Annotated in this window: 25 protein-coding genes; 15 read left to right on the top strand and 10 right to left on the bottom strand. The window is 62.2% G+C overall.

Translation table 11 applies throughout. The features are described 5' to 3' along the window. Positions 1–361: 361 nt before the first annotated feature. Entirely contained in the window at positions 362–745 is a 384-nt protein-coding gene (locus PWG15_RS14685; protein WP_275020967.1) for a DUF2750 domain-containing protein, read from the bottom strand. Between the two features lie 346 nt (positions 746–1,091). On the opposite strand from PWG15_RS14685, the gene PWG15_RS14680 reads away from it, so the two are divergent. Beyond that, on the top strand, positions 1,092–2,753 hold the full coding sequence (locus PWG15_RS14680) for an AMP-binding protein (RefSeq protein WP_275020965.1): 1,662 nt from the start codon (positions 1,092–1,094) through the stop codon (positions 2,751–2,753). A 93-nt stretch (positions 2,754–2,846) separates the two neighbouring features. Here PWG15_RS14680 and PWG15_RS14675 read toward each other — a convergent pair whose 3' ends face one another. Together PWG15_RS14675 and PWG15_RS14670 are read right to left on the bottom strand one after the other, a co-directional pair. After that, positions 2,847–4,121: a GNAT family N-acetyltransferase gene (locus tag PWG15_RS14675; RefSeq protein ID WP_275020963.1), complete on the bottom strand. Its 1,275-nt coding sequence runs from the start codon at positions 4,119–4,121 to the stop codon at positions 2,847–2,849. Continuing rightward, a complete protein-coding gene (locus tag PWG15_RS14670; protein WP_275024431.1) occupies positions 4,118–5,509 on the bottom strand; it encodes a lipopolysaccharide biosynthesis protein in 1,392 nt (463 codons plus the stop codon). The genes PWG15_RS14675 and PWG15_RS14670 overlap by 4 nt, the downstream gene beginning before the upstream one ends. 213 nt (positions 5,510–5,722) lie before the next feature. Here PWG15_RS14670 and PWG15_RS14665 point away from each other — a divergent pair, with 213 nt between their 5' ends. Together PWG15_RS14665 and PWG15_RS14660 are read left to right on the top strand one after the other, a co-directional pair. Then, positions 5,723–5,944, top strand: a complete 222-nt coding sequence (locus PWG15_RS14665) for a hypothetical protein (RefSeq protein ID WP_275020962.1) — start codon at positions 5,723–5,725, stop codon at positions 5,942–5,944. A 10-nt stretch (positions 5,945–5,954) separates the two neighbouring features. After that, complete coding sequence (locus tag PWG15_RS14660; protein WP_275020960.1) at positions 5,955–6,470, top strand: Clp protease N-terminal domain-containing protein; 516 nt, start codon at positions 5,955–5,957, stop codon at positions 6,468–6,470. Positions 6,471–6,553: 83 nt separating this feature from the next. On the opposite strand, the gene secA is transcribed toward PWG15_RS14660, so the two are convergent. Beyond that, positions 6,554–9,268, bottom strand: coding sequence for a preprotein translocase subunit SecA (gene secA / locus PWG15_RS14655; protein ID WP_275020957.1), 2,715 nt, complete (start codon positions 9,266–9,268; stop codon positions 6,554–6,556). A gap of 243 nt (positions 9,269–9,511) precedes the next feature. Here secA and PWG15_RS14650 point away from each other — a divergent pair, with 243 nt between their 5' ends. The 6 genes from PWG15_RS14650 (at position 9,512) to PWG15_RS14625 (ending at position 13,858) form a co-directional block, all read left to right on the top strand. Next, positions 9,512–10,369 (top strand): peptidylprolyl isomerase, encoded by an 858-nt coding sequence (locus PWG15_RS14650; protein ID WP_275020956.1) that lies wholly within the window; start codon positions 9,512–9,514, stop codon positions 10,367–10,369. A 218-nt stretch (positions 10,370–10,587) separates the two neighbouring features. After that, a complete protein-coding gene (argJ, locus tag PWG15_RS14645) occupies positions 10,588–11,829 on the top strand; it encodes a bifunctional glutamate N-acetyltransferase/amino-acid acetyltransferase ArgJ (RefSeq protein ID WP_275020954.1) in 1,242 nt (413 codons plus the stop codon). A gap of 58 nt (positions 11,830–11,887) precedes the next feature. Beyond that, complete coding sequence (locus PWG15_RS14640; protein WP_275020951.1) at positions 11,888–12,703, top strand: GNAT family N-acetyltransferase; 816 nt, start codon at positions 11,888–11,890, stop codon at positions 12,701–12,703. A gap of 4 nt (positions 12,704–12,707) precedes the next feature. Further along, positions 12,708–13,121 carry an 8-oxo-dGTP diphosphatase MutT gene (mutT, locus tag PWG15_RS14635; RefSeq protein ID WP_275020949.1) on the top strand — a complete coding sequence of 138 codons (414 nt, stop codon included), beginning with the start codon at positions 12,708–12,710 and terminating at the stop codon, positions 13,119–13,121. Between the two features lie 180 nt (positions 13,122–13,301). Beyond that, positions 13,302–13,622: a hypothetical protein gene (locus PWG15_RS14630; RefSeq protein ID WP_057254791.1), complete on the top strand. Its 321-nt coding sequence runs from the start codon at positions 13,302–13,304 to the stop codon at positions 13,620–13,622. A gap of 68 nt (positions 13,623–13,690) precedes the next feature. Then, positions 13,691–13,858, top strand: a complete 168-nt coding sequence (locus tag PWG15_RS14625) for a Flp family type IVb pilin (RefSeq protein WP_082616149.1) — start codon at positions 13,691–13,693, stop codon at positions 13,856–13,858. 26 nt (positions 13,859–13,884) lie between these two features. Here PWG15_RS14625 and PWG15_RS14620 read toward each other — a convergent pair whose 3' ends face one another. Beyond that, complete coding sequence (locus PWG15_RS14620; protein WP_275020941.1) at positions 13,885–14,763, bottom strand: methyltransferase domain-containing protein; 879 nt, start codon at positions 14,761–14,763, stop codon at positions 13,885–13,887. A 58-nt stretch (positions 14,764–14,821) separates the two neighbouring features. Here PWG15_RS14620 and PWG15_RS14615 point away from each other — a divergent pair, with 58 nt between their 5' ends. The 5 genes from PWG15_RS14615 (at position 14,822) to PWG15_RS14595 (ending at position 17,923) form a co-directional block, all read left to right on the top strand. After that, on the top strand, positions 14,822–15,598 hold the full coding sequence (locus tag PWG15_RS14615) for a ComF family protein (RefSeq protein WP_275020940.1): 777 nt from the start codon (positions 14,822–14,824) through the stop codon (positions 15,596–15,598). 47 nt (positions 15,599–15,645) lie between these two features. Beyond that, entirely contained in the window at positions 15,646–15,903 is a 258-nt protein-coding gene (gene grxC, locus PWG15_RS14610; protein ID WP_065377243.1) for a glutaredoxin 3, read from the top strand. A gap of 66 nt (positions 15,904–15,969) precedes the next feature. Then, complete coding sequence (locus tag PWG15_RS14605) at positions 15,970–16,827, top strand: carbon-nitrogen hydrolase family protein (RefSeq protein WP_275020939.1); 858 nt, start codon at positions 15,970–15,972, stop codon at positions 16,825–16,827. Further along, positions 16,824–17,252, top strand: a complete 429-nt coding sequence (locus PWG15_RS14600; RefSeq protein WP_275020938.1) for a DUF1178 family protein — start codon at positions 16,824–16,826, stop codon at positions 17,250–17,252. The genes PWG15_RS14605 and PWG15_RS14600 overlap by 4 nt, the downstream gene beginning before the upstream one ends. A gap of 104 nt (positions 17,253–17,356) precedes the next feature. Continuing rightward, a complete protein-coding gene (locus PWG15_RS14595; RefSeq protein WP_275020937.1) occupies positions 17,357–17,923 on the top strand; it encodes a GNAT family N-acetyltransferase in 567 nt (188 codons plus the stop codon). A 30-nt stretch (positions 17,924–17,953) separates the two neighbouring features. Here the strand turns inward: PWG15_RS14595 and ubiG are convergent, their stop codons facing one another. From ubiG to PWG15_RS14570, 5 genes are all read right to left on the bottom strand, one after another. Then, a complete protein-coding gene (ubiG, locus tag PWG15_RS14590) occupies positions 17,954–18,700 on the bottom strand; it encodes a bifunctional 2-polyprenyl-6-hydroxyphenol methylase/3-demethylubiquinol 3-O-methyltransferase UbiG (protein WP_275020936.1) in 747 nt (248 codons plus the stop codon). Positions 18,701–18,814: 114 nt separating this feature from the next. Beyond that, positions 18,815–19,363, bottom strand: a complete 549-nt coding sequence (locus tag PWG15_RS14585; protein WP_275020935.1) for a dihydrofolate reductase family protein — start codon at positions 19,361–19,363, stop codon at positions 18,815–18,817. A 238-nt stretch (positions 19,364–19,601) separates the two neighbouring features. Next, positions 19,602–21,134, bottom strand: coding sequence for an ABC-F family ATP-binding cassette domain-containing protein (locus PWG15_RS14580; protein WP_275020934.1), 1,533 nt, complete (start codon positions 21,132–21,134; stop codon positions 19,602–19,604). Positions 21,135–21,508: 374 nt separating this feature from the next. Beyond that, positions 21,509–22,525, bottom strand: coding sequence for a linear amide C-N hydrolase (locus PWG15_RS14575; RefSeq protein WP_425536762.1), 1,017 nt, complete (start codon positions 22,523–22,525; stop codon positions 21,509–21,511). Positions 22,526–22,652: 127 nt separating this feature from the next. Further along, the gene (locus PWG15_RS14570) at positions 22,653–23,489 is read right to left on the bottom strand and encodes a hypothetical protein (RefSeq protein WP_275020931.1); all 837 of its coding nucleotides are present in this window, start codon (positions 23,487–23,489) and stop codon (positions 22,653–22,655) included. A 288-nt stretch (positions 23,490–23,777) separates the two neighbouring features. Here PWG15_RS14570 and PWG15_RS14565 point away from each other — a divergent pair, with 288 nt between their 5' ends. Then, entirely contained in the window at positions 23,778–25,052 is a 1,275-nt protein-coding gene (locus PWG15_RS14565) for an aspartate kinase (RefSeq protein ID WP_275020930.1), read from the top strand. The last annotated feature ends 21 nt before the right edge of the window (positions 25,053–25,073 follow it).

Raw genomic sequence — 25,073 nt, 5'->3', positions numbered from 1 at the left:
CTTCGAGATTTGTTTCAGGGATTTCATCAGCCTAATCAGCAACTGCTGACGCTGGGTTCTTCTGGGCGGCTTGAACCATGGTGCCAGGCGCCGCCGTTAGCTCACATGCACGAGATTACATTAGTTGGTGCTACTGGAGCTGGCCAAGTAGCCTCCGAAGCAACACGCATACCTCAAAGAGTTCCTTCGTGACTACGCGACAAAACGGCCAAAAGAAATCGGGGGGGATTGTGTGAGACGGTTCAGCGCTACCGTTCCGGTAGCCGATTGAAATCGTTGGATCTTCGCAGGCCCTCCGGGAACAGCCCCGCTATGGCACGTTCTTTGATCTCGCCCAACGCCCATGTGACCTGTTACCTGATCAATATTTCTGCAACTCTGCCTCAAGTGCCGCCACCAGTTCATCCACCGGCGGCGTGATACCTTTGCTCGTCGGTGTGAAAAATGCGCCCGGGAAGACACCTTCCATCTTCAACCGCGGCAACAGCACTTCCGTGAAGTCGATCAAGCTGATTGCGCGTGGCTCAAACCCTTTCCACTCGCTCAGTGCGCAGAGTTGTGCATATTCCTTTGCAGGCCAGAGTGGGAAAACAGTTGTTCCATCATCCGCTGCGGTTAGAGCCCAGCCATCTTGGTACAACCCCCATACCTCCTGCCAATCGGCGATGACTTTTATAAAGTGATCGAGCCGTTCAACGCCTGGGAGGGCTAGTACTGCCTCCATCTGCCTTGGACTTACCTTCATGATTAGTGCTCTTTTAGCCAGGGTCGTTGGGCATTCGCTCACGTCATCGTGCTGCAGGTGACTCTGCTGCTTCCGTCAGAGTTTGCAACAGATCCGTGAGACATGTGCGAGAAAAAACATAACAAATCGGAAGGCCGTGGTTATGTCCCACAAGACCGCAAGTGTTTGAATTTAGGCTGTTGCCGTGCTTCGGCATGGGGCACCACCACCGAATTCACCAACGTCATCCCGCCCGACGATGTTTCCGGTCGGACGCGCCTTGGCCAGTGCTTGCCGCGCCAGTCATTGAACAGACGTGCTCGAAGGTGTTAGGTGCGCTGCAGCACAAATCTGTCATGGCAGCGTCATGTTACCGAGAATAGAGACTTACGACGAACTCTACCGCGCCTTCCGATGGCAGATCCCGGAAAGGTTCAACATCGGCGTGGCGGTCAGCGATGCCTGGGCGGCGCGCGACCCGGAGCGTGTCTGTCTTCAGCATTTCGACCCCGACGGCGCGCATCGGGCGCTGACCTATGGTGAACTCGCCCGGCAATCCTCGGCCCTTGCTAAGGGGCTTGCGGGGGAAGGCATTGCCACCGGCGAGCGCGTTGCGATCCTGTTGCCGCAAGGTTTCGAAACGGCGATCGCCCATGCGGCGATCTACAAGCATGGTGCGATTGCCCTGCCGCTCGCGCTGCTCTTCGGCGTCGAGGCACTCGAATACCGGCTGCGCGACGCTGGCGTCTCGGCTGTTGTCACCAACGCTTTCGGCTTCGAGCGTATCGCCGCGATCCGTGACCGGCTGCCGGACCTGCGGCTGGTCGTGCTGGCAGAGGACGAACCGCAGCCAGACACGATTGCCTTTTCGGCACTTGCGTCCGGCGACACTTCCGGCTTTTTTCCGGCGGATACCGGACCCGACGATCCGGCCCTGATGATCTACACTTCGGGCACCACAGGACCGCCGAAGGGCGCGCTGCATGGGCATCGTGTGCTGCTCGGCCATCTGCCGGGCTTCGAGTTCCACCATCACTTTCTGCCGCAGCCTGGCGACCGCATGTGGACGCCGGCCGACTGGGCCTGGGCGGGTGGCTTGCTCAACGCGTTGCTGCCGTCGCTGCTGCATGGTGTCCCCGTCGTGTCGTCGCCGGCGCAGAAGTTCGATCCGCATACGGCGTTCCGCATCCTGGAAGAGATGGACGTGCGCAACGCCTTCATTCCGCCGACGGCGCTCAGGCTGATGAAGGCGGTCGAAAATCCGCGCGAGCGCTATCGCCTCAATCTGCGGACCATCGGTTCGGCCGGCGAGTCCCTCGGTCGCGAAACCTATGAATGGGCAAAGGCGGCGCTCGGTCTCGAAGTGAGCGAGTTCTACGGCCAGACCGAGTGCAACATCGTCATCTCCTCGGCCGCCGATCTCGGCGTCGTCAAGCCGGGAGCGATGGGCAAGGCGGCACCCGGCCATCGTGTCGCGATCATCGACGGCGACGGCCGCGAACTGCCGGCCGGCAGCGTCGGTCAGGTGGCGGTGAAGCGACCGGATCCGGTGATGTTCCTCGGCTATTGGGGCAACGAAGCGGCGACCGAGAAGAAGTTCATCGGCGACTGGATGACGACGGGGGACCAGGGCGTGATGGACGAGGAGGGTTATTTCACCTTCTTCGGCCGCGACGATGATGTCATCACCTCGTCGGGTTACCGCATCGGTCCCGGGGAGATCGAGGATTGCCTTGCCGGTCATCCGGATGTGCAGCTCGCCGCTGCCGTCGGCAAGCCCGATCCGGTTCGCACCGAGATCGTCAAGGCCTATGTCGTGCTCAGGCCCGGCGTGGTTGGTGACGAGCGTGTCGCAACGTCTATTCGCGAGTGGGTGAAGACCCGGCTCTCGATGCACGAGTATCCGCGCGAGATCGCCTTCGTCGACAGCCTGCCGCTGACGACCTCGGGCAAGGTGATCAGACGATTCCTGCGTGAGCAGGCTGCCGCAGAGGCGCGCGGAGACGAGGTTAGAGCGTCGGCATCCTGACCCACATCAGCGTCAGCTTGGCTGACCGGGCCAGCGCGTTGAAAATAGCGCAATTTCGGACGGAAAACCGCGCACACTTTTCCTGGAATTGCGCTAGCGCCCGGCCAGCGCCTTGATCTTGTCGCGCAGGATCCGCGCCATGTTGCGGGTGTTGCGGTAGAGGTGGAGCTGGGCGGCGACCTGGCGTACTTCTCGGTCGCGGGTCTGCTGCAGGCCGATCACCAGCGTGCCCATGTCCTCGCGCTCTTGCCAGAACCGGCTCATGATCGGGTGGTCCGGCACGGCGCAGGAATCGGAACGGGCGATGTTGGCATCGTCGAGGTGCCACTCCGTCAGTTCCGCAAGCAGCAGCTTGCCGGGCGAGAACTTGGCATAACGCTCGTCGTAGGCGGTCTTCCAGGTGTAGGCCTCGCCCGACATCAGGAACACGACCATGGATGCGATCGCATGGCCGTCGAGGTCGAGCGTGTGGATGCGCACGCTGTCGCCGTCGGCAAGATTGGTGATCGCCTCGCGGGCAAAGGCCGCCCGGAACCGATCGAGTACCATGGCGCTGCGGCTCTTCCCCTTCCATCCGGATGCTTCGAGCGCCAGGAATTCCTCCATGCGCAGGCGGATCTCCGCGGGCTGGCGAGCGACCGAATAGTTCAGCACGCCTTCTTTTGCGAGGTTGTTCCACTGACGGCGCAACTCGCGGAAATGCGCCGGGCTGATGGCGTTGCGAAGATAGGTCGGGCCGTCGAGCAGGCTTTCGAGCATCGGCCGGCTGAACGTGTCGGTCACTGTCAGAGGCAGGTTGCGGCCGATGGCGACGGCGCGGGTGAGGCGGGCGACCTTGCCGTTCAATCGCATGTCGGGCAGCACCAGGATCGAGGGCAGGCCGGTTGCCGGTGCTGCAAACGCCTCGAACAAATTGTCGATGGTCTCGGCCGCATCCTCGGCGTCGAGCAGTGGGACGCCGAGCGGACCGAAGGGGTTCGACCAGGCGCGAATGATTGGCGCACCGATCGAGAAGCCGGGCTTTTCGATCGAGAACGGCATCAGGAAGCGCAGTCGGCTGCGGCGTTCATCGTTGTCTCGCATGATCGCGAGCCGGATCACTCGTTCCTCAAGGCGCGGCATCGCCGGGGCAAGAAAGCGGCCGGTGAAGAAGACGTTCGGCTCGAGCGCCCGGTTCGACAGGAAGTCGAGCTCACGCTGCAACTCGTAGCCGGCCTTGGCCGGGTAGATGGCAAGGTGGCGACCAGGGCGGCCGACTTCGATCAAATGCTCTGCGGTCGGGCCAGCGTCGCCTGGCTGTGCCAGCCCGCCAAGGACCCGGGCGGCGCGACTGTTTGCATCGCTCGGAAGATTGGTATTGCCGATCATGGATGGACAGCCCCGTTGTTATCATTGCCGGCCCGCACGCTCGCGAAGGCGAAGAGCGCGAAGCCGAAGGTACGCCGGACGGCGATATGCAGCAACATCGCCTCGACGAACATTGCACCTGCGGTTGCAAGAGCAGCGCCGCTCAGTCCGAGGAGAGGGATGAGAGTGAGGTTGAGTGCGATGTTGGCCACCAGCGCACCGGCATAAAGGATCACGCAGAGCGTCTGCTGGCCTGCCATCGTCAGGAGTGTTTCCGCCGGCCCGACGAAGGCCTTGGCGAGAATCCCGCCAAAGAGGATCATCATCAAGGGCATGCCGGTGACGAAGGCGGGCCCGAAGAGGGAGAGCAGGAACGGGCCTGCGAGCAGCACCAGCGCGCCCACCAGAAGCGACGGCCAGAAGGCCCAACGCGCGCTTTCGATCGCGATGCCGGCGAGCTGCCGGCGGTCACGGGCCATGGCGGTCGAAACGCGTGGACCCGCTGCCGCCTTCACCGCGAACATGACGAAATGCACCAGCGCCATGGTCTTGGCTGCTGCGAAATAGATCGCGACGTCATCGGGATCGAGATAGAGGCCGACGATCACGACATCGGAATTGGTCAGCAGGAAGCCGAAGCCATCGACCAGGAAGATCGGGATCGAGACCCGGAGCCAGCGGCCAAGCTCGACCCGCCGGGGTCCTTCCACGTAGCGCGAGCGGAGCCGGTAGGTGAGCACGAGGAACTGCGACACGGTGGTCACATAGGCAGCCGCCATGGCTGCGACCATCGCGGTTTGCGCCGTGTGCGGCGCGCCCGCCGAAACCGCCAGCACCATGAATGCCAGCACCAGCAGCGGGCGGATGATGAAGGTGGGGCTGAGGGCAGCGAGCGCCCAGCCATGGGCTCGCGATGTCCCGTCCATGACGTCGCCAAGGGCGATCATCGGCAAGGTGAAGAGGCCGAGATAGAGCGGCAGGAGGTAGTAGGCCTCGATGTGCGCTGAGAAGAGCCAGAGGCCGAGCAGGCCGACGACGGCGACCGTGGTGGCGGAGGCAAGCGCGAAAACGCGCACCGTCGTCGTGACGCCACGGATCTCGTCGAGCGCAGAAGTTGCCTGATATTCCGGCAGGAACCGGATCACGACGGAATGGAAGCCGACGCAGGAGAGGCTGCCGAAGAGGATCACCAGCACCCAGACGAAGACGAAGATGCCGTATTCGAACTCACCCATCATCCGGGCCAGGATGATCTGCGACAGAAAGGCGATTGCGGCGCTGAATATGCGAACCGTGAAGGCGACGAGCGCCATCCGGCTGGCCGTGTTCTTCATGTCGGTGCCGGTCAGGATCGCGACGACTGCGCCGATCAGCGCGGACAGACGGTGTCTCAGCGCCGACGGCAGCATTCGTCCGGCCGTTTGACATACCGCCATGAACACGAGAACACCCTGAGATTACGCAATACAGGGCTTCAGTACTGCCAGAACAGCGTTAACAAACGGTTCAGCGCGGTTGTAACGAATGGGGGGCAACCATGCCGATTGAGGACAATGGCAGCAGGCTCTCGACGGCCGTCAACTTTAGTTGACGACATCAATATCGTCAACTAAAGTTGACGCATGGTTGACTTGCGCGACATTACCGTTCCGACCGACCCTGACGAAGCGCTCGCCGCTGTCGTTGCTCTGCGTCGACTGGCCGACAGCATCGAGCGCCAGGCCGTGCGTTCAGCCCTGCGCCAGGGCTGGCCGTGGTCCAGGATCGCCCAAGCCCTCGGCATCACCAAACAGGCGGCCCACAAGCGGCTATCTGACGTGGCGGCGGATAACAGTTCCACATAAGGGGATTGCGATGTTCCAAGAAATCAAATCCAAGCTAAATGACATGAGCACCGTCAAGCGTCTCTGCGAGCGGGCGGAAGCCCACGCTTTGCAGGATCACCAGCGGGAACCCGGTGCCGAACATTTCCTCTTGGCAGCACTCGATCTGCCGGATGGCACCGCGCGTCTCGCCTTCGAACGGGCGGGGGTGGAGCCCGAAGCCCTGAGGGCCGCGATCGAACGGCAGTATGGCGATGCCCTTCGCTCAATCGGTCTGAGAGCGGAGATGCCGACCGGCACGCCGATGTCGGCAAATGCCGGCATCCATCAGGCTGCTCCCTCGGGTCGGGAAATCATGCAGGCACTGGCAGCAGCCCGGAAGGGTCACAGCCCGCTGCTCGGTGCTCATGTCGTCGGAATTGTTGCAGGCATGTCCCATGGCGTGGCGGCGCGCGCGCTCCGCGCTCTGGGCGTCGACATCATCACCTTGAAATCGACGGCCGATGCGATAGCCGAAGTCGGCCACGCGAAAACGTTCGATCGCTAGGTACGGCCTTGAGAAAGAAAAATGCCGCCAGAGAGGCGGCATTTTTCGATTGAGAAAGGGCGCCGGGAGAGCCCTGGCGTTGCTTAGGCTTCGTAGATGCCGTGGCAGTGCTTGTATTTCTTGCCGGAACCGCAGGGGCAGAGCTCGTTGCGCGAGACCTTGCCCCATGACAGCGGATTGGTCGCGTCGCGCTGCACCGGCGGTGCCGCCAGAAGCGTTGCGCCGCCGCCGCCGAAGTCGTCTTCGCCGGTCAGCGGGTCGATATGGTGGCCGTGCATGACCGGCGGTGCCGGTTGCGGCGCTTCGGCTGCTTCGCGCACCAGTTCGACGCGCATGAGTTGTGCGGTGACCGCCTGGCGCAGGTTGCCAAGCAAGGCCTGGAACAGTTCGAAGGCCTCGGACTTGTATTCCTGCAACGGGTCGCGCTGTGCGTAGCCGCGGAAACCGATAACCGAGCGCAGGTGGTCGAGGTTGACGATGTGCTCGCGCCAGAGATGGTCGAGCGTCTGCAGTACGACCGAGCGCTCGACATACTGCATGATCTCCGGACCGAAACGTTCCGCACGGTCGGCGGCTTCCTTTTCGGCAGCGGCGGAAACGCGCTCGAGGATATCGGCCTCGTCGATGCCTTCCTCGGCAGCCCATTCGGTGATCGGCAGGTCGAGATTGAGGTATTGCTGCACGTCGGCCTTGAGGCCCGCAACATCCCACTGCTCGGCATAGGCCTTCTCGGGGATGCGCTTGCTGACCATGTCCTCGACGACTTCAGTGCGCATGTCGGTCACGGTTTCCGTGACGCTCTCGGCATCCATCAGCTCGATGCGCTGCTCGAAGATCACCTTGCGCTGGTCGTTGAGGACGTCGTCGTACTTCAGAAGATTCTTGCGGATGTCGAAGTTGCGCGCTTCGACCTTCTTCTGTGCGCGCTCGAGCGCCTTGTTGATCCAGGGATGGACGATTGCTTCGCCTTCCTTGAGGCCCAGCTTCTGCAGCATGCTGTCCATGCGGTCGGAGCCGAAGATGCGCATCAGGTCGTCCTGAAGCGACAGGTAGAACTTGGAGCGGCCCGGGTCGCCCTGACGGCCGGAACGGCCGCGAAGCTGGTTGTCGATGCGGCGGCTTTCGTGACGCTCGGTGGCGAGAACGTAAAGGCCGCCGGCGGCGAGCGCCTGCTCTTTCAGCTTCTGCACTTCGGCGCGGATAGCCTCGATGCGGGCGTCGCGTTCCGGACCCGGCTCGACTTCCGAGAGCTCCTGCTGGATGCGCATGTCGATGTTGCCGCCGAGCTGGATGTCGGTACCGCGGCCGGCCATGTTGGTGGCGATCGTGACGGCACCCGGAACGCCGGCCTGCGCGACGATGAAGGCTTCCTGCTCGTGATAGCGGGCGTTCAGAACCTGGAAGTTGGCAAAGCCGGACTTCTTGAGGAGGTCGGCCAGCTGTTCGGACTTTTCGATCGACGTCGTGCCGACCAGCATCGGCTGGCCGCGCTCATGCGCCGACTTGATCTCGTCGATGATGGCCTTCAGCTTCTCGCCCTGCGTACGATAGACCTCGTCGTCCTCGTCGATACGTTTGATCGGCAGGTTGGTCGGCACTTCGACCACTTCGAGGCCGTAGATGTTGCCGAATTCTTCCGCTTCGGTCGCTGCCGTGCCGGTCATGCCGCCAAGCTTGGAATACATGCGGAAGTAGTTCTGGAAGGTGATCGAGGCGAGCGTCTGGTTCTCGGGCTGGATCTGTACCTTTTCCTTGGCTTCAAGTGCCTGGTGCTGGCCTTCCGAGTAACGGCGACCCGGCATCATGCGGCCGGTGAATTCGTCGATGATGACGATCTCGCCGTTGCGCACGATGTAGTCCTTGTCGCGCTGGAACAGCTTGTGGGCCTTGAGCGCGTTGTTGACGTGGTGGACGATCGCGACGTTTTCGATGTCGTAGAGCGATTCACCCTTGAGAAGACCCGCCTCGCGCAGCAGGTTCTCGAGCTTCTCCGTGCCGTCTTCCGAGAAGTTGGCGGAGCGCTGCTTTTCGTCGATTTCGTAATCTTCGGCCGAAAGCAGCGGAATGAATTCGTTGATCGTGTTGTAGAGATCCGAGCGGTCGTCGAGCGGACCTGAGATGATCAGCGGCGTGCGCGCTTCGTCGACGAGGATCGAGTCCACTTCGTCGACGATTGCGAAGAAGTGGCCGCGCTGGACCATCTGGCCGCGCTCGTACTTCATGTTGTCGCGCAGATAGTCGAAGCCGAGCTCGTTGTTGGTAGCGTAGGTGATGTCGCAGGCATAGGCATCGCGGCGCTGTTCGTCCGTCAGCCCGTGGACGATGACGCCCGTCGTCAGGCCAAGGAAGCTGTAGACGCGGCCCATGGTGCCGGCATCGCGCTGGGCGAGGTAATCGTTGACCGTCACGACATGTACGCCCTTGCTGGCGAGCGCGTTCAGATAGACCGGAAGCGTCGCGACGAGGGTCTTGCCTTCACCGGTCTTCATTTCGGCGATCGCACGTTCGTGCAGGATCATGCCGCCGATGAGCTGAACGTCGAACGGACGCAGGCCGAGCACGCGGCGGGCCGCTTCGCGGGCAACTGCAAAGGCCGGCACCAGCAGGTCATCGAGCGTCTTGCCGTCGGCGAACTGCTGGCGGAATTCCACGGTCTTGGCGGCGAGTGCCTCGTCCGACAAAGCCTTCATGTCGGCTTCAAGTGCGTTGATGGCATCCACCCTGGCCTTGTAGCCACGCACACGGCGATCGTTGGAAGAGCCAAACAACTTGCGGGCTAGGCCGCCGAGACTGACCATACGAATGGTCCTTTCTTTTTTGTTGCCTTAGGTCTCATGGCCGCGCCGCGAAAACCGCGCAATGCCGTGAAACGCCCGGAAACTGTTCTGGACGCGAGGTTGCGTGACAGATAAGAGGGGGGTCGAATTATGTCAACGCACTTGCACTGCCGGACGGCTACAGAACCGCCACATTCTGGTGGTGTGCAGCCGCTACAAGCCGCAGGTAATTGCACCGAAGGCTAATGTGAAAGGTTAGTGAGCATGTCCAAGTTGAAAACCCTGGCCGCCGCGGCACTGGTTGCGGCGATGGCCGTTCATGGTGGCGCGCGGGCGGAAGACGCCGATCCGGTGATCGCCAAGGTTGGCGGCGAGGAAGTGCGCCAGTCCGAACTCACGCTCGCGCTGGGCGGTCTCGACCCGCAGCTTCAGCAGATGCCGGAAGAGCAGAAGCGTGCCGCCGCGCTTTCGGCCATCATCGACGTCAAGCTCCTGTCGAAGACGGCCGAGAAGGAAGGCCTGCAGGATGATGCGACCTTCAAGCAGCGCGTCGCCTACCTGACCGAGCGCGAACTGCACAACGCCTACTTCAAGAAGCATGTCGTCGATGCCATCACCAAGGAAGAGGTGAAGGCGCGCTACGACAAGGAGATCGCCGCGATCCCGCCGCAGGAAGAGGTGAAGGCACGTCACATCCTGGTCAAGACCGAGGATGAGGCCAAGGAAATCATCAAGGAACTCGACGCCGGCAAGAGCTTCGTCGATCTCGCCAAGGCGAAGTCGACCGATCCGAACAAGGACGACGGTGGCGACCTCGGCTACTTCACCAAGGGCCGCATGGTGCCGGAATTCGATACGGTCGTCTTCGCGCTCGACAAGGGCGCCTACACCAAGACCCCGGTCAAGACCCAGTTCGGCTTCCACGTGATCCTGGTCGAAGACAAGCGCCCGCAGGCACCGCCGCCGCTGGAGCAGGTCGAGCCGCAGGTTCGTCAGCTTGTCATGCGTGACAAATACGTTGAACTGCTTGCCGCCGCCAAGAAGGACGCAGGCGTCGAGATTTCCGATCCCGCGCTGAAGAAGGCCTATGACGAGGCCAACAAGGCGCAGGAAGCCAAGTAATTTCGATCGGCAGGCCTGCCTCTGGCGGGACCTGCCGTCACCGCTTTTTGTCGATGCCCGGCGGTGAAAACCGTTCGGGCATTTGTCGCAAGATCGATCTGGAGCAGCTTCGGTTGTAAATCGCTCCAGATCTTTGTTCTCAGGCATTTCCTGACGGAAAACCGCTACGCACTTTTCCTGGAAATGCTTTGGCTCCAACACGTCACAGCAGGTTTCCCATGTCCGGCTCCGTTTCTCCGCTTGCTCCGAAAACTTTCGCCGAAATGCCTTCCGTTCGCGGTGTCCGCATGGCGACTGCCGCTGCCGGCATCAAGTACAAGAACCGCACCGACGTGCTGATGATGGTGTTCGACACGCCGGCCGCCGTAGCCGGCGTTTTCACCCGCTCCAAGTGCCCGTCCGCTCCTGTTGATTTCTGCCGTCAGAACCTTTCAGGCGGCGTCGCGCGCGCCGTCGTCGTCAACTCCGGCAACGCCAATGCCTTTACCGGCAAGAAGGGCCGCGAAGCCACGGAATTGACCGCGAAGTCGGCGGCGAAGGCAGTCGGTTGCGCGGAGAGCGAAGTGTTCCTCGCATCGACCGGCGTCATCGGCGAACCGCTGGATGCGACCAAGTTTGCCGGCGTACTCGACGATCTGGCCGTTGCCGGCAAGGAGGATTTCTGGTTCGAAGCCGCCAAGGCGATCATGACGACGGACACCTATCCGAAGGTTGCGACCCGCACGGCCGAAATCGGTGGCGTCAAGGTCACTATCAACGGTATCGCCAAGGGCGCCGGCATGATCGCGCCCGACATGGCAACGATGCTCTCCTTCGTGGTCACCGATGCAGACATCGCGCCGGCCGCATTGCAGGCTCTGCTTTCCGCCGGTGTCGGCCCGACCTTCAACTCGGTCACGGTCGACAGCGATACGTCGACCTCCGACACGCTGATGCTCTTTGCAACGGGGGCTGCGGCCGCTGACGGGCAGCAGGTGATCTCCGATGCAGCCGACGCGCGCCTCGACGCCTTCCGCGTCGCGCTCAACGACCTGCTGCGCGACCTGGCGCTCCAAGTGGTGCGCGATGGCGAAGGCGCACGCAAGATGGTCGCAGTCACCGTCGAAGGTGCGGAAAACGACGCAGCCGCCAAGCGCATCGCGCTGTCGATCGCCAATTCGCCGCTGGTCAAGACGGCCGTTGCCGGCGAGGACGCCAATTGGGGCCGCGTGGTCATGGCCGTCGGCAAATCGGGTGAGATGGCGGAACGCGATCGGCTGGCGATTTGGTTCGGCGACGTGCGCGTGGCTGTCGAAGGCGAGCGTGATCCGACCTATTCGGAAGCGGCAGCCACCGCGGTCATGAAGGCTGAGGACATCACGATCCGCGTTGACATCGGCCTCGGCTCCGGTCGCGCCACGGTCTACACCTGTGACCTGACGAAGGAATATGTCGAGATCAACGGCGATTACCGGAGCTGAGGCTCCGGTCGACCGATCGCAAGCAGTCTGGCATTCCAGACTGGCCAGAGGTAGCAAGATGACATCGAGTGATGCTCGGCCGGCGGGCAACGTCGCGGCCGAAGGTGGGGAAATGGTAATGGTAGATCTTCCGAGCGTGCGCCGTCTCGAGGCCGTTGGCTTCCGGGCCTGGCCGGCGGCATCGGTGCAATATGACGGCAGCTGGCTGATCCGGCTCAACGCCGGTCACGATTCCAAGCGGCTGAATTCCGTCAACCCGCTCGATCCGTCCGATTATCGCGATATTGCGGTGCGCCTCGAGAAGGCCGCCAGGCGCTTTGCCGACTACGGGCGGCCGCTGACCGTGCGCCAGACGCCGCTGACGCCGCCGCAACTCGTTGCCCATATGGATGCTGAAGGCTGGACGGCATTCAGCCGCAGCCTGGTGATGACGGCCGATCTTGCCGAGCGTGAGTTCGGCGAAGGCATCGATCACCTGCCGATCAAGGATATCGGCCGCTTTGTTGATGCCTGTATCGGGATCGCCAAGAGCGACCCGAAGAGGAAGGCTGCACTCGCAGAGATCATCAACGCGATCAAGCCGGAAAGCGGTCTCTTCCTGTTTGAGGATGCCGAGACCGGGCCGACCGCCGTGGCACTCGTCGTTCAGGACAACGACCTCGCCGGCATCATGCAGTTTGCCGTGGACGAGCGGGTTCGCGGGAAGGGTGTCGGCAAGGCGATGCTCGACGTCTGCCTGCGCTGGGCGCGCCTCCGAGGCGCCAAAAAGGCCTGGCTGCAGGTCGAGGCGGAAAACAGCGCGGCGCTCGCGCTTTATCGTGGCGCCGGTTTCTCCGAAGTCTACAGCTACATCTACAGAACGCCTGGGGCTTGAGGTCATGGACATCAACGGAAAGAAGATCGTACTCGTTGCGGCCTGCGCTCTGGTCGATAGTGACGGTCGGATCCTGCTGGCGCAACGGCCGGAAGGAAAGTCGCTTGCGGGCCTCTGGGAGTTTCCGGGCGGCAAGGTGGAAGCCGGCGAGACGCCCGAGGAAACCTTGATCCGTGAGCTGGACGAGGAACTCGGGATCCGAACCAAAGTTGCGTGCCTCGCGCCGCTGACCTTCGCCAGCCACACCTATGAGGATTTCCACCTCTTGATGCCGCTCTATGTCTGCCGGCGCTACGAAGGGGTGGCGATCGGACGGGAGGGCCAGGCGATCAAATGGGTCCGGCCAAAAGCCCTGCGCGACTATCCGATGCCGCCGGCTGACGAGCCGCTGATACCATTTCTTATGGATTTGCTCTGAACCTACCCGAAATCCGATTGATTATTAATCGATCGTTTATCTCCCTCGCGCAAAGATAGCTCAATTCATTTTCGGTACGCATTGTTGGTGAACGGCGTACTGATTTCAGGCAGTGCGGTGGAACCAAGCTTGGGAAGGGCGCTTGCGTTCGCTGTGCTTTCATGTGTTTGTGAGGCTGGGATGGTGGACGACGATTTCTGGAGCACGGTTCAGGAAAAGGATCTGGTGACTAATCAGTCCCGCCGGACGGGTGTGCTCAATCTGTCCCTGCTGTTTGGAACGGCAGTGATCGCGCTGACGCTGATCTTGACGCCGATGCTGTCTTCGAAGAACGACAGGCGCATCATGGCCAATACACCCGTCGACTACGACAACATTTCCACCGGCTCCATCCCTTCGAGCGGGACCACCAAGCGCTACACGGTACGGCGTAGCGTGTTGCAGGAAATGCCTGGTGCGGTCTGCATCATCGATGCGGACGGTCGCAAGAGCGGGTGCTGACCAGAACCCCTCCGGTTTTCGGCTGCTGCCGCACGTTTCGGATTGAACATGAACCGGACTGGGGACGCATGGAAAAGCTGAAACGCCTGTTTCGTGATCGAAGCGCTGGCATCGCAATCGAGTATGCGCTCATCGCCGCCATCGTCTCCCTGAGCGTGATCCTCGGAGCCGAACAGATCGGCAACGTCCTCTCAGCCGTCTACAACTCTGTCGCGACGGCCTTTCAGGGGGCTTGAGTTCGAGGCGCGCCCGACCGCCCCTGTTAAAGCGGTTGCTCCTTGGTGCCGAGCGCTGTCGACAGCCGCTGCTTCGCGGACCCCGGCTTCAAAGGCTTCTGCTGGCTTTCATGCGGCGCCCAGCCGGACAGGTAGATGATAGAGAAGGTCGCGCGGACGCGACCGTCCGGATCGGAGAAGCGTTCGGCATAGATTTCCGCGGCCCGCAGGAAGAAGCGACGTGAGACGGGCAGGCGGCTTCGGGCCGCGAGCGGGCTGGTCATGCCCATGGCGCGCAAGTCGCGGATCAGCGCAAACAGTGAATCGTAACGCACCGTATAGGTTTCTGTGTCGGTGACCGGCAGCGCGAAGCCGGCGCGCTGCAGCAGTGCGCCGACATCGCGGACATCGGCGAAGGGGATGACCCGGGGACTGGCTCCGCCCGTCAACTCCGCCTCTGCGGCCAGAAGCGCCTCGCGCAGTTCCTGCAGCGTACCGCTACCCGGGATAGCGGCCAGAAAAAGCCCATCGGGCTTCAACGCCCGGCGAACCTGGATGAAGGCGCCCGGCGTATCATTGGTCAGGTGCAGGGAGAGCGGCGAAACCACCAGGTTGAAGCTTTCCGGTTCGCCCGGAACCTCCTCGAGCGAGGCGATCGTTACCGGTCTTTGCGCTGAACCAAAACGCGTATCCGTTTCGACGCGCTCGACGGCACCGACCTTGCCGGTTGCCATGAGTTGGTGGGCGGTTTGCCCGGTGTAGCCATGCAGCTCCAGCGCGCGATCGAAATGACGTTCGACTACGCTGACGCGTTCGGCGAGTTCCTGCGCGACGATATCGAGAAGGAAACCGGCCTTCGGATCGGCGTCTCTGAGCGCCCTTGCCCGATGTGCCTCGACGAGGCTCTGGTCAAAGATTTTTTCCACGATACTGTCTCCGCAAGCTGGCGAGCAAAGAGACCTTCGGAGGTTCAAAGTCAACTGCATGGCATGGGAGAGACCGCTGTTTCCGGAGGAAGGGTGGGGACGCGTGCTGCGGCGACTCGTCTCCGGGGCCATCGATCTCGTCTATCCGCCGGTCTGTTGCGGTTGCGGCCAGATGATTGGCAACCACCGGGCTGTTTGCGCGCCTTGCTGGTCGACGCTGCCGCTGATCGAGCGCCCTTTTTGCGACATTCTCGGGACGCCCTTTTCCGTCGACCATGGGCCGGGTTCCGTTTCGCCCGAAGCCATTGCCAATCCGCCGGCGTTCGACCGTCTGCGGTCGGTGGCAATCCATGAGGGCATTGCCCGCGATCTGGTGCACGGCCTGAAATATCGCGACCGGACCGATCTCGCGCCGATGATGGCGGAATGGATGATCCGGGCGAGCGACGGTGCCGTGGCTTCGGCCGATGCGATCATCCCGGTGCCATTGCATGCTCTTCGGCTCTGGAAGCGCCGGTTCAATCAATCGGCGGAACTGGCGCGGGCCATCGCGCGGCTCTCCGGCAGGCCTTATCAACCCGACGTGCTCAAGCGCGTCCGACGCACAAGCCGACAGGTGGGTCTCACCCGGCAGGCGCGTGAGGACAATGTGCGCGGCGCCTTCGCGATCTCGGAAAGCGGCAAGGCGGGTCTCCGTGGGAAAAGCGTGGTTCTCGTGGACGATGTGTATACGACCGGTGCAACCGTCTCCGCAGCGACCCGTGCGCTGAAGCGGGCGGGGGCCGGGCCGGTCACGGTTTTGACCTTTGCAAGAGCCATATCCGGTCTTATATGACAATCAGTTGTCCGGCACGGTGGCCGGCGAAGGAGCGATTCAGGATCATGGCTTCAGTGGTCATTTATACGCGTCAGTTCTGTGGCTATTGTTCGGCCGCCAAGAAACTACTGGAAACCAAGGGCGTGCCCTTCCTCGAGCATGACGCAACCTATGATCCGAAGGTGCGGCAGGTGATGATCGAAAAGGCGCATGGCGGCTCGACCTTCCCGCAGATCTTCATCAACGACATTCATGTCGGCGGCTGTGACGACCTGCACGCGCTGGAACGCGCCGGCAAGCTCGACGCGATGCTGGCTGCCTGAGGCACCGCAACCCTGCAAAGGTGATGACCCGCTCGGTGAGCGGCGAACGCCGGGAGTTGGACGAAGATGACTTTCACGGCCGCGGCCATTCAGATGTGTTCCGGCGTCGATCCGCAGAAGAATGCGGAGACGATGGTGCGGCTTGCGCGTGAGGCTGCTGCCCGGGGAGCCACGTATATCCAGACGCCGGAAATGACCGGTGCGCTGCAGCGGGACCGGGCGGCCTTGCGCGCGGTCCTGAGAGATGAGCCGAACGACATCATCGCCGCCGAGGCTGCGATGCTTGCCGGCGAACTCGGCATCTATCTCCATGTCGGCTCGACGCCGATCGCGCTTGCCGACGGCAAGATCGCCAATCGCGGCCTGTTGTTCGGACCGGACGGACGGAAGATCTGCCACTACGACAAGATCCACATGTTCGACGTCGACCTCGACAACGGCGAAAGCTGGCGCGAAAGCGCTGCCTATCAGCCCGGCAACACGGCGCATGTCGCGGATCTCGACTTCGGCAAGCTCGGTTTCACCATCTGCTACGACGTGCGCTTCCCGGAACTTTTCCGGCAGCAGGCGGTCGCCGGTGCCGAGATCATGTCGGTGCCCGCGGCCTTCACGCGCCAGACCGGTGAGGCGCATTGGGAAATCCTGCTTCGCGCCCGCGCCATCGAGAACGGCCTTTTCGTCATCGCCGCGGCGCAAGGCGGCACCCATGAGGACGGGCGCGAGACCTTCGGTCATTCGATGATTGTCGATCCCTGGGGCAGGGTGCTCGGCTCGGCCGGTCCGAGCGGCGAGGCGATCGTGCTCGCCGAGATCGACGTTGCCGCCGTGCACGCTGCGCGCAGCAAAATACCGAATTTGAAGAACGCCCGCAGTTTCGTGCTCGATGAAGTGGCGCCAACCGGGAAGGGAGGCGTTGCCGCTTGATCCGTTACACAATTTCCTGCGACAACGGCCACGCGTTTGAAGGCTGGTTCTCGTCGAGCGACGATTTCGACCGCCAGGTCGACCGAAAACTGGTTTCCTGCCCCAGTTGCAATTCAACGTCCATCGCCAAGCAACTGATGGCGCCGTCGGTCGCGACCGCACGCAAGAAGGAAGCGACGCGGGCGGTAATCATGGATCAGGCGCAGAAGGAAACGGTCGCCAAGATCCGCGAGCTGGTGAAGACCGTGCGCGAAAACGCGGAGGACGTCGGCGAGCGCTTTCCCGAGGAAGCGCGCAAGATCCACTATGGCGAAGCGGAGGAACGCGGCCTGATCGGCAAGGCGACGGCGGAAGAGGCCGTGGCGTTGCTCGAAGAAGGAATTGCGGTCGCGCCGCTGCCGATCTTGCCTGACGAGGTCAATTGACGCGGCCGATTGGCGCCTCGGCTTCGCGTTTTTGGTTGCCTGCTCTTTAAAAACAACGTCTTGCTTCCCACCTCGCGGCATCGCAATGGGAGAATTTTCAACCAATGACATTGTCCGAGCTTCGCATTTCCACCGATCGCCTCGTCATTCGGCCATTCGTGCCCGACGATTTTCCAGCCTTCTTCGCCTATCACCGGCTGCCGGACGTCTATCGCTATCTCTACCAGGAGCCGCTGGACGAGACGGCTGCGCGGGCGAAGTTCGCCAAAGCGTCGGCACCGCGCCTCGATGAAGACGGAGATGTCGCGGTGTTCGCGGTCGAACGCCAGGAGGATGGCGCCATGATCGGCGAAGTCCTGCTGAAACTCGCGAGCCGGGCGGCCGAGCAGGCGGAGAGCGGCTACATCTTCAATCCGGCATTTGCCGGCAAGGGCTATGCCACCGAGGCGATGCGAGCCGTCCTCGACTTCGGCTTTTCGACGCTCAACTTCCACCGGATTTTTGCCCGGCTCGATGCGCTGAACAAGGGCTCGATTGGAGTCGTCGAGCGCCTCGGCATGCGGCGCGAGGCGCATCTCATCGAGAACGACCGGTTCAACGGCATCTGGGGCGACGAGTTCGTCTATGCGCTCTTGAAGCGCGAATGGCAGGCAAGGTCGCAGGTCGGGTAATCTCGACCTGCGAACAGTCTGCGGCGACCGTTAAATTGGCCGCTTGGCGACGAGCATGTAGTTGACGTCCATGTCCTTGGAGAGGTTCCACTGGTTGGCGAGCGGATTGAAGAACACGCCGGTCCGCTCGGTCACTTCCATGCCACTCGCCGAAAGCGGCTTTTCCAGCTCTTCCGGACGCACCAGCTTTTCGTACTGGTGGGTGCCGCGCGGTAGCCAACGAAGCACGTTCTCGGCGGCAAAGATGGCAAGGGCTGCCGCCTTCATCGTGCGGTTGATGGTGGCGACGAACATCAGGCCGCCGGGGCGTACCATGTGGGCGCAGGTGGTCATGAAGAAATCGACGTCGGCGACGTGCTCGACCACTTCCATGTTGAGCACGATGTCGAAACTCTCGCCGGCTTCGGCGAGCGCTTCTGCCGTCACAGCGCGATAATCGACGGCGACGCCGCTGCCGGCCGCATGCGTCTTGGCTATGCCGATGTTTTTCTCCGAGGCGTCGGCGCCGAGAACGTCGGCACCCATGCGCGCCATCGGCTCCGACAACAGGCCGCCACCGCAACCGATGTCGAGCAGCCGCAGACCTTTGAGCGGCTGGGGGGCCTTGGGATCGCGGCCGAAATGCTCGGCCATCTTGTCGCGGATATAGGCGAGGCGAACGGGATTGAACTTGTGCAGCGGGCGGAACTTGCCGGTCGGGTCCCACCACTCCGCGGCCATGGCGGAAAACCGGTCCACTTCGCTCTGGTCGATGGTCGTGCGTGCGGTCTCGCTCATGTCGCCGTCTCCTTGCATCTTCATTGGTGAAGTCGGACGATCGGACAAGGAAGTCAAGAGGTGGCGCTGGGCCAGATCGGCGCATGCGGGTGGATGGTGCCCGTTCCTTCCTTGTCAGGCATCTGGCACCGGCTGGTAGTGCAGGATGACCACACCCGACTTCAGCGGGCGCGTGTGGGTCAGCTTGAGGTTCGTCCGCGTCAGCCCCGGCTTGAACAGCGGTACGCCATTGCCGAGAAGCACGGGATTGATGCCGAGGCGATACTCGTCGACGAGGCCTTTCTCGATCAGACCGGCTGCGAAATCCGCGCTACCGAAAACGAAGATGGTGCCGTCGTCGAGCCGTTTCAGCCGCTCGACTTCCGTGACGGCGTCGCCGCTGACGAGTGTCGTGTTGTGCCAATCGGCCGATTTCAGCGTGCGCGAAAACACGAACTTCTCAACGCCATTCATGAAGGTGGCGATATCGCCCTCTGCCGACGGCCAATAGCTGGCCATCATCTCGTAGGTCACACGGCCAAACAGCAAGGTACCCGTTCCGAGCTGGGTTTGGCCGATATAGGCCGCGAGTTCGTCTTCGAAGACGAACCAGCCGATGTCATGGCCGGGTGCTTCGAAGAAGCCGTCGACGCTGACCATGTCCCACATGATGACCTTGCGCATCGCATTTCTCCCGTTTCGCCATGGGCTGCACAGAGAAATCTGTCAAAACTGATATTGTTTTGCAAGTGGTTTAGTTATTGAGTCGGATAGGCGTGCTCGGAAGCACACCTGCGTGAGCTGCTTTTCGGAATCGGGGCGAGTTGCCGCCAAGTCGCGTACCTAGCGGCGTTGTGGAAGGTGACGCCCGCTCCACGCGGGCGTCACCGGTACGGTGAGCATGGGCGTACCTGTGCGATCGCTAGCCAAGTTCGCTTGCTGCAGCCGAGGCGAAGAACTCTTCGGGATCTTCCACCTCGACGAGGCGACGCTTTTCGATCAGCCAGAAACGATCGCCGACATTGCGCACGAAGCTACGGTCGTGGGAGACCAGCAGGCAACTCGTCTCGTGTTTCAACAACTCGGCCTCGAGCGCCTCCTGGCCCTCGATGTCCAAATGGTTGGTCGGCTCGTCGAGCAGGTAGAAGTTGGGCTCCCTCAAGCGCAGCACCAGCATCGCAAGGCGGGCCTTCTGGCCGCCCGACAACCGGCCGATCGCCTTTTCCTGCATGTCGATGCCGACACCGGCGCCGACCAGCAGGGTGCGGGCCCGCTGGTCACCGAGCGAAAAGCGGCGCGACAATGCTGCAAGCGGCGTCTCGTCGTCCGACAATCCCACCAGCGCCTGGTCGCTGTAGCCGAGCACCAGCGAGGGCGTTGCCTTCAGGTTTTCCGGCGCGCGGGAAGGTTCCTCGATCGCCGTGCGGATGAGGTTGACGAGGCGGGTCTTGCCCGCCCCGTTTTCGCCGAGCAGCACAATGCGGTCGCCCTGGCAGATCCAGCGCTTGCCGGTGCGGAAGAGCGTTGTGCCATCGGGCGTCTCGACCTGCACGTCGTCGAGCGTCACCAGGATCTTGGCGTGGGTGCCGCGATTGGCGAGCCGGATCGCGCCGGCGGAGCGCTCCTGATGCGCAGGCTTCGCCGCATCCTCCAGCCGCTCCGCCCGCTGCTTCAACTGCTTGGTCTTCACCGTCAGAAGATCGCTGCCGGAGTTGATGCCGATGTTGTTGAGCTTGGCGGCCTGCCGGCGCAATTGCTGCGCCACCTTCATGTCGCGCTGGTAGCGCCGTTCCTCCGATGCATCGACCTCGTCGAGAGCGGCGCGCGCCCGCGAATAGGCAAGCGCGAAGATCGGCGATTGCTCAGGCCTCAGGAACAGCGTGCGGTTGGTGGTGGCGTCAAGGAAGGCGCGGTCGTGGCTGGCAACCAGCACCGGCACGTCCCGCGGCAGTGCGTTCAACCAGGCTTCGAGCCGGGCGATCTTGGCGAGGTCGAGATGGTTGGTCGGCTCGTCCAAGAGCAACGCGTCGGGGTCGGTCACCCAGACGCGGGCAAGAAGCGCCAGCCGCTGCCAACCGCCGCTCAATTCCGAGACGGCACGGCGGCGCAGAACCTCCGGAACATCGAGCTGATCGAGCACGATGTCGACACGCCAGCTTTCGTTTTCCGCCTGGTCGGCCGGAAGTGCGGAGAGAACGGCGTCGTGGAAGGAGAGGGGCAGCAAGGCGGCAGGCACATTCTGCTCGACATGGCCGACCGTCAGGCCGCGCGAACGGGTGATTTCGCCCACGGTTGGCTCGAAGGTGCCTGCGATCGACTTCAAGAGCGTCGACTTCCCGCGGCCGTTGGCAGCGACGATGCCGATCCGGTCACCTGATGCGACGGAGAGGTTGAGACTGGAGAATAGTGGTGCACTCAGGCTGACGCCGAGGTTGCGGATATTGATCAAGGCCATGGTCGTTCTCTGGACTGCACGAGCGATGGCGGATCATCCGGGGCGGCACTTCAGGCCGGGGTTTCGGATGGTCGAGCCCGCAACACAGACATGCTGTGCTCGGGCCGCATCGGCTCGGTATTGGAAGACAATGCAGGCGTCTGAACCGAAACGGTTCCGCACTGCATCACTCTGGGCAGACCAGGGATAGGCTCGCGATTTCGCGAAAGGATGTCTGGTCAGCCCTGCAAACGCATCTGCAGGGCTTGGACGGGGCCACGCTGGCGGTGGTGCCGGAAAAATGTCATCACGTGCAGCCCCCCTTTCTCGAATTGAGTTGCACGGTGGGAATACCATCGTCATGCGCAATTTTCAATGGCCTCGGGTCCGGACGCTCACATCTGCAGGCCGAGGAACTTGAACGGTTCGGCCGGTTTGAAGTTGCCAGTGGCGTCGCCCGAATAGGTGTGGTCCTGGTTTTCGCCGAGGTCGAGTTGCATCACCTTGCCGGTCTCCTTGGCGAAATCGATCTTCTTCAGGTCGACCCTGAACGTGTTCGGTGTCAGCGCGGACTCGAAGAAGTAGAGCTTGCGCTTGTGGTCGACGACGATACGCCAGCGGGTCGAGGAGATGTTCGGTTCCTCTGGCGTGTTGATGCCATAGGGCACGGAGGCATTGCGAATGACGCTGAAGACGCTTGCCAGCGCCCGATCCGCGTTCTCGTCCTTCGGGATGGCGTTGACGTAGAAGGACGCGCGAGCGAAGCGATCGGCAGCGCGGTTCGTGCCCGGCAGCATGACGGTACCGCCGATCTGCTTCCAGTAGGCATTCAACGCCAGTTGTTCGTCAAAGGTCGGCGAATTGGTCATCACCTGGTATTGGCGCCCGTGATGGATCACCTGCTTGCCGCCGATGTATTCGACGATGGCGCTGTCGCCGGTCTTGTCCGAGATCGAAAGGTGCAGCGTCGTCAGGCGGTTTTCGCCGGGCACGTTGTCGGTGACGATGGTGAAGGGCTCGTTTTCGAGCGCCGCGACCGCCTCTTCGACGGTGGCGAAGCTGTCGAGCACATATTGCGCCCAGGCGGCGATCGTCAGGCCCGGTTTCGATTTGTCATCGAACTTGGGATACTCGGATTCGACCAGCCAGAGCAGGTTGGCATTGAGACCCGCCTCGTTGACGCCGTCGGTGGTGGAGACGTCATAGCCTGTAGCAACGACGCTGCCGTATTTCGCCGTCCATTTGAACGAGTTCGGGCCCGCCTGACCGTCTCGTTCGATGCCGCGCGGTAGGACCCAGAGATTGGTCGCAACATCGCTCTTCCAGTCCATCGACCGGGCGGTGATGACGTTGTCGTTCGGGCCGAGATAGACGAGACGGGTGCAGGCATCGGCGGTGGATTGGCCGAGCATCAGAAGGGCGGCAAGCGCCGAGGTCACAGAACGAACAGCGGACTTTCCGATGAACAGCATGCCATTCTCCTTTGCGGGTTGAATGTGTCGTGCTGCGTCCTTCGTGCATTCAAGGACGCACGGAGCTCTAGAACAGCATGGAAAATCCGATGACCGGACCATGCTGGTTCACGTCCCAGCGGAACTTGTTCGTTCCGGTAAAGTCGTCGCTTTCGTAGTCCTGATAGAGCAGCCGGTAGCCGGCGCGCAGAATCGTCGGCTGGCCGAACATTTCGGTGCGGTATCCGAGATAGGCCTGGGCGTTGACGCTGAGCTTCGAGCCGACATCGAAACCGCCGACATCGGCCTCGGCGACGAGGTTCCAGCGTTCGCTGAGGTCGGCATTGACGCGCAACCCGACGAAGGGATCGGTCCAGTCGGCGCTCTTGCTCGTATTGAACCCGAGCACCGACACGTCCGCTTCGAGCTTTGTCCAGCGCAGGCCGACGGTCGGCTCGATCGAGAGCGTTCGGGGCTTGCCGAAGGCGGTGTTGCCGCCAAGTTCCTGCTCGTAGACCTGATAGAACGCACCGAACGCCAGCGTTGTCATCTTGATATCGAGGCCGATCTCATGGGAGAGCAACTCTTCGTCCTGGCTGGTGCGGACGTATTGGCCGTCGAAATAGACACCCCATTGACCGTTGGTCAGCTCGATATTGCCCATCAATGCCAGATCGAGATGGTCGAGCGTATCTCTGAAGGGCACGTCGACATCTGTCTCGAAGCCGGCGAGAGATGCGTCGCCTTTCAGGCTGGCCGCCCAGACATAGGGGCTGACAATCACCGTCCAGTCGCTCTGCGGCGCCATGCGCGCCTGGTCGAAGTCGGCGGCGCGCGCCGGTGTCGAATACACGAGCATAGTCGAGAGTGTGCCGGCGAGATAGCCAGCGGCGCGTCCGGTTGCAGCTATGCGTCTTGTCAGCATGTCGACCCCCAAATCACCCAATGGCAGCGTAGCTGGCGTGGTCGCAATTTCAAGTGGCACGCTGAGAGCCGGCGCACGTTTCCAGTCCCCGGCTTGTGCCTTATTCCTGCCGCCTTGCCATTGCGCGCGGCCCCCTGATCCGCTAAGAGACGCCGCGACTTTCCGCTCCCCGAAGCGGTGACTGCCGATGTCCGAGAAGTCTCCCAAGCTTTTTGACCGTCGGGCGCCGGCGGGGGCTTTCCTGTCACGCGCGCCTCACGCGCGCAAATTGGGTACCGGTAGAGGCACATGGCACGCATCGTGATGAAATTCGGCGGAACGTCCGTCGCTGATTTGGAACGCATCCACAATGTCGCACGCCATGTGAAACGCGAGGTTGATGCCGGCCACGAGGTTGCCGTCGTCGTTTCCGCCATGTCCGGCAAGACCAACGAACTGGTCGGCTGGGTGCAGAACATGCCGAAGGCAACCGGCGCCAACTCGCCCTTCTACGATGCGCGCGAATACGACGCGATCGTTGCTTCCGGCGAACAGGTAACCTCCGGTCTTCTTGCAATCGCGCTGCAGTCGATGGGCATCAACGCCCGTTCCTGGCAGGGCTGGCAGATCCCGATCCGCACCGACAACGCCCATGGCGCCGCCCGCATTCTCGACATCGACGGCGCCGAACTCATCCGCCGCATGGGTGAGGGCCAGGTCGCCGTTATCGCCGGCTTCCAGGGGCTTGGGCCGGACAATCGCGTCGCCACGCTCGGCCGCGGCGGCTCCGACACCTCAGCGGTGGCGATCGCCGCCGGGGTCAAGGCCGACCGTTGCGACATCTATACCGACGTCGATGGCGTCTACACGACCGACCCGCGCATCGAGCCGAAGGCGCGGCGGCTGAAGAAAATCGCGTTCGAGGAAATGCTGGAAATGGCATCGCTCGGCGCCAAGGTGCTGCAGGTGCGCTCGGTCGAGCTCGCCATGGTGCACAAGGTTCGCACCTTCGTGCGTTCGTCTTTCGAAGATCCCGATGCGCCGGGCATGGGTGACCTTCTCAATCCGCCCGGTACGCTGATTTGTGATGAGGATGAGATCGTGGAACAGGAAGTCGTAACCGGCATTGCCTATGCCAAGGATGAAGCCCAGATTTCGCTGCGCCGTCTTGCCGACCGGCCGGGCGTCTCCGCCGCGATCTTCGGCCCCTTGGCTGAAGCCCATATCAACGTCGACATGATCGTCCAGAACATTTCCGAAGACGGTTCGAAGACCGACATGACCTTCACGGTTCCGTCGGGTGATGTCGACAAGGCGCTGAAGGTGCTCGGCGACAACAAGGAAAAGATCGGCTACGACGTCGTCCAGTCCGAGGCCGGCCTTGTCAAGGTTTCGGTCATCGGCATCGGCATGCGTAGCCATGCCGGCGTTGCAGCCTCCGCATTCCGCGCGCTGGCAGACAAGGGCATCAACATCAAGGCGATCACCACTTCGGAGATCAAGATTTCGATCCTGATCGACGGTCCTTATGCGGAATTGGCGGTTCGCACTTTGCATTCCGCCTACGGTCTCGATAAGAGTTAATCGACAGACGACCGATTTGGG

The sequence above is a fragment of the Ensifer adhaerens genome, assembly GCF_028993555.1.
Taxonomy (GTDB): Bacteria; Pseudomonadota; Alphaproteobacteria; order Rhizobiales; family Rhizobiaceae; genus Ensifer; species Ensifer adhaerens_I.
This window is presented reverse-complemented; position numbering and strand designations above follow the sequence as displayed.

What these genes read in the sequence shown, in the direction of transcription:
- PWG15_RS14685 (WP_275020967.1), bottom strand. Translation starts at nt 745, where the DNA reads ATGAAGGTAAGTCCAAGGCAGATGGAGGCAGTACTAGCCCTCCCAGGC.
- PWG15_RS14680 (WP_275020965.1), top strand. Translation starts at nt 1,092, where the DNA reads ATGTTACCGAGAATAGAGACTTACGACGAACTCTACCGCGCCTTCCGA.
- PWG15_RS14675 (WP_275020963.1), bottom strand. Translation starts at nt 4,121, where the DNA reads ATGATCGGCAATACCAATCTTCCGAGCGATGCAAACAGTCGCGCCGCC.
- PWG15_RS14670 (WP_275024431.1), bottom strand. Translation starts at nt 5,509, where the DNA reads ATGCTGCCGTCGGCGCTGAGACACCGTCTGTCCGCGCTGATCGGCGCA.
- PWG15_RS14665 (WP_275020962.1), top strand. Translation starts at nt 5,723, where the DNA reads ATGGTTGACTTGCGCGACATTACCGTTCCGACCGACCCTGACGAAGCG.
- PWG15_RS14660 (WP_275020960.1), top strand. Translation starts at nt 5,955, where the DNA reads ATGTTCCAAGAAATCAAATCCAAGCTAAATGACATGAGCACCGTCAAG.
- secA (WP_275020957.1), bottom strand. Translation starts at nt 9,268, where the DNA reads ATGGTCAGTCTCGGCGGCCTAGCCCGCAAGTTGTTTGGCTCTTCCAAC.
- PWG15_RS14650 (WP_275020956.1), top strand. Translation starts at nt 9,512, where the DNA reads ATGTCCAAGTTGAAAACCCTGGCCGCCGCGGCACTGGTTGCGGCGATG.
- argJ (WP_275020954.1), top strand. Translation starts at nt 10,588, where the DNA reads ATGTCCGGCTCCGTTTCTCCGCTTGCTCCGAAAACTTTCGCCGAAATG.
- PWG15_RS14640 (WP_275020951.1), top strand. Translation starts at nt 11,888, where the DNA reads ATGACATCGAGTGATGCTCGGCCGGCGGGCAACGTCGCGGCCGAAGGT.
- mutT (WP_275020949.1), top strand. Translation starts at nt 12,708, where the DNA reads ATGGACATCAACGGAAAGAAGATCGTACTCGTTGCGGCCTGCGCTCTG.
- PWG15_RS14630 (WP_057254791.1), top strand. Translation starts at nt 13,302, where the DNA reads ATGGTGGACGACGATTTCTGGAGCACGGTTCAGGAAAAGGATCTGGTG.
- PWG15_RS14625 (WP_082616149.1), top strand. Translation starts at nt 13,691, where the DNA reads ATGGAAAAGCTGAAACGCCTGTTTCGTGATCGAAGCGCTGGCATCGCA.
- PWG15_RS14615 (WP_275020940.1), top strand. Translation starts at nt 14,822, where the DNA reads ATGGCATGGGAGAGACCGCTGTTTCCGGAGGAAGGGTGGGGACGCGTG.
- grxC (WP_065377243.1), top strand. Translation starts at nt 15,646, where the DNA reads ATGGCTTCAGTGGTCATTTATACGCGTCAGTTCTGTGGCTATTGTTCG.
- PWG15_RS14605 (WP_275020939.1), top strand. Translation starts at nt 15,970, where the DNA reads ATGACTTTCACGGCCGCGGCCATTCAGATGTGTTCCGGCGTCGATCCG.
- PWG15_RS14595 (WP_275020937.1), top strand. Translation starts at nt 17,357, where the DNA reads ATGACATTGTCCGAGCTTCGCATTTCCACCGATCGCCTCGTCATTCGG.
- ubiG (WP_275020936.1), bottom strand. Translation starts at nt 18,700, where the DNA reads ATGAGCGAGACCGCACGCACGACCATCGACCAGAGCGAAGTGGACCGG.
- PWG15_RS14585 (WP_275020935.1), bottom strand. Translation starts at nt 19,363, where the DNA reads ATGCGCAAGGTCATCATGTGGGACATGGTCAGCGTCGACGGCTTCTTC.
- PWG15_RS14580 (WP_275020934.1), bottom strand. Translation starts at nt 21,134, where the DNA reads ATGGCCTTGATCAATATCCGCAACCTCGGCGTCAGCCTGAGTGCACCA.
- PWG15_RS14575 (WP_425536762.1), bottom strand. Translation starts at nt 22,525, where the DNA reads ATGCTCGGCCAATCCACCGCCGATGCCTGCACCCGTCTCGTCTATCTC.
- PWG15_RS14570 (WP_275020931.1), bottom strand. Translation starts at nt 23,489, where the DNA reads ATGCTGACAAGACGCATAGCTGCAACCGGACGCGCCGCTGGCTATCTC.
- PWG15_RS14565 (WP_275020930.1), top strand. Translation starts at nt 23,778, where the DNA reads ATGGCACGCATCGTGATGAAATTCGGCGGAACGTCCGTCGCTGATTTG.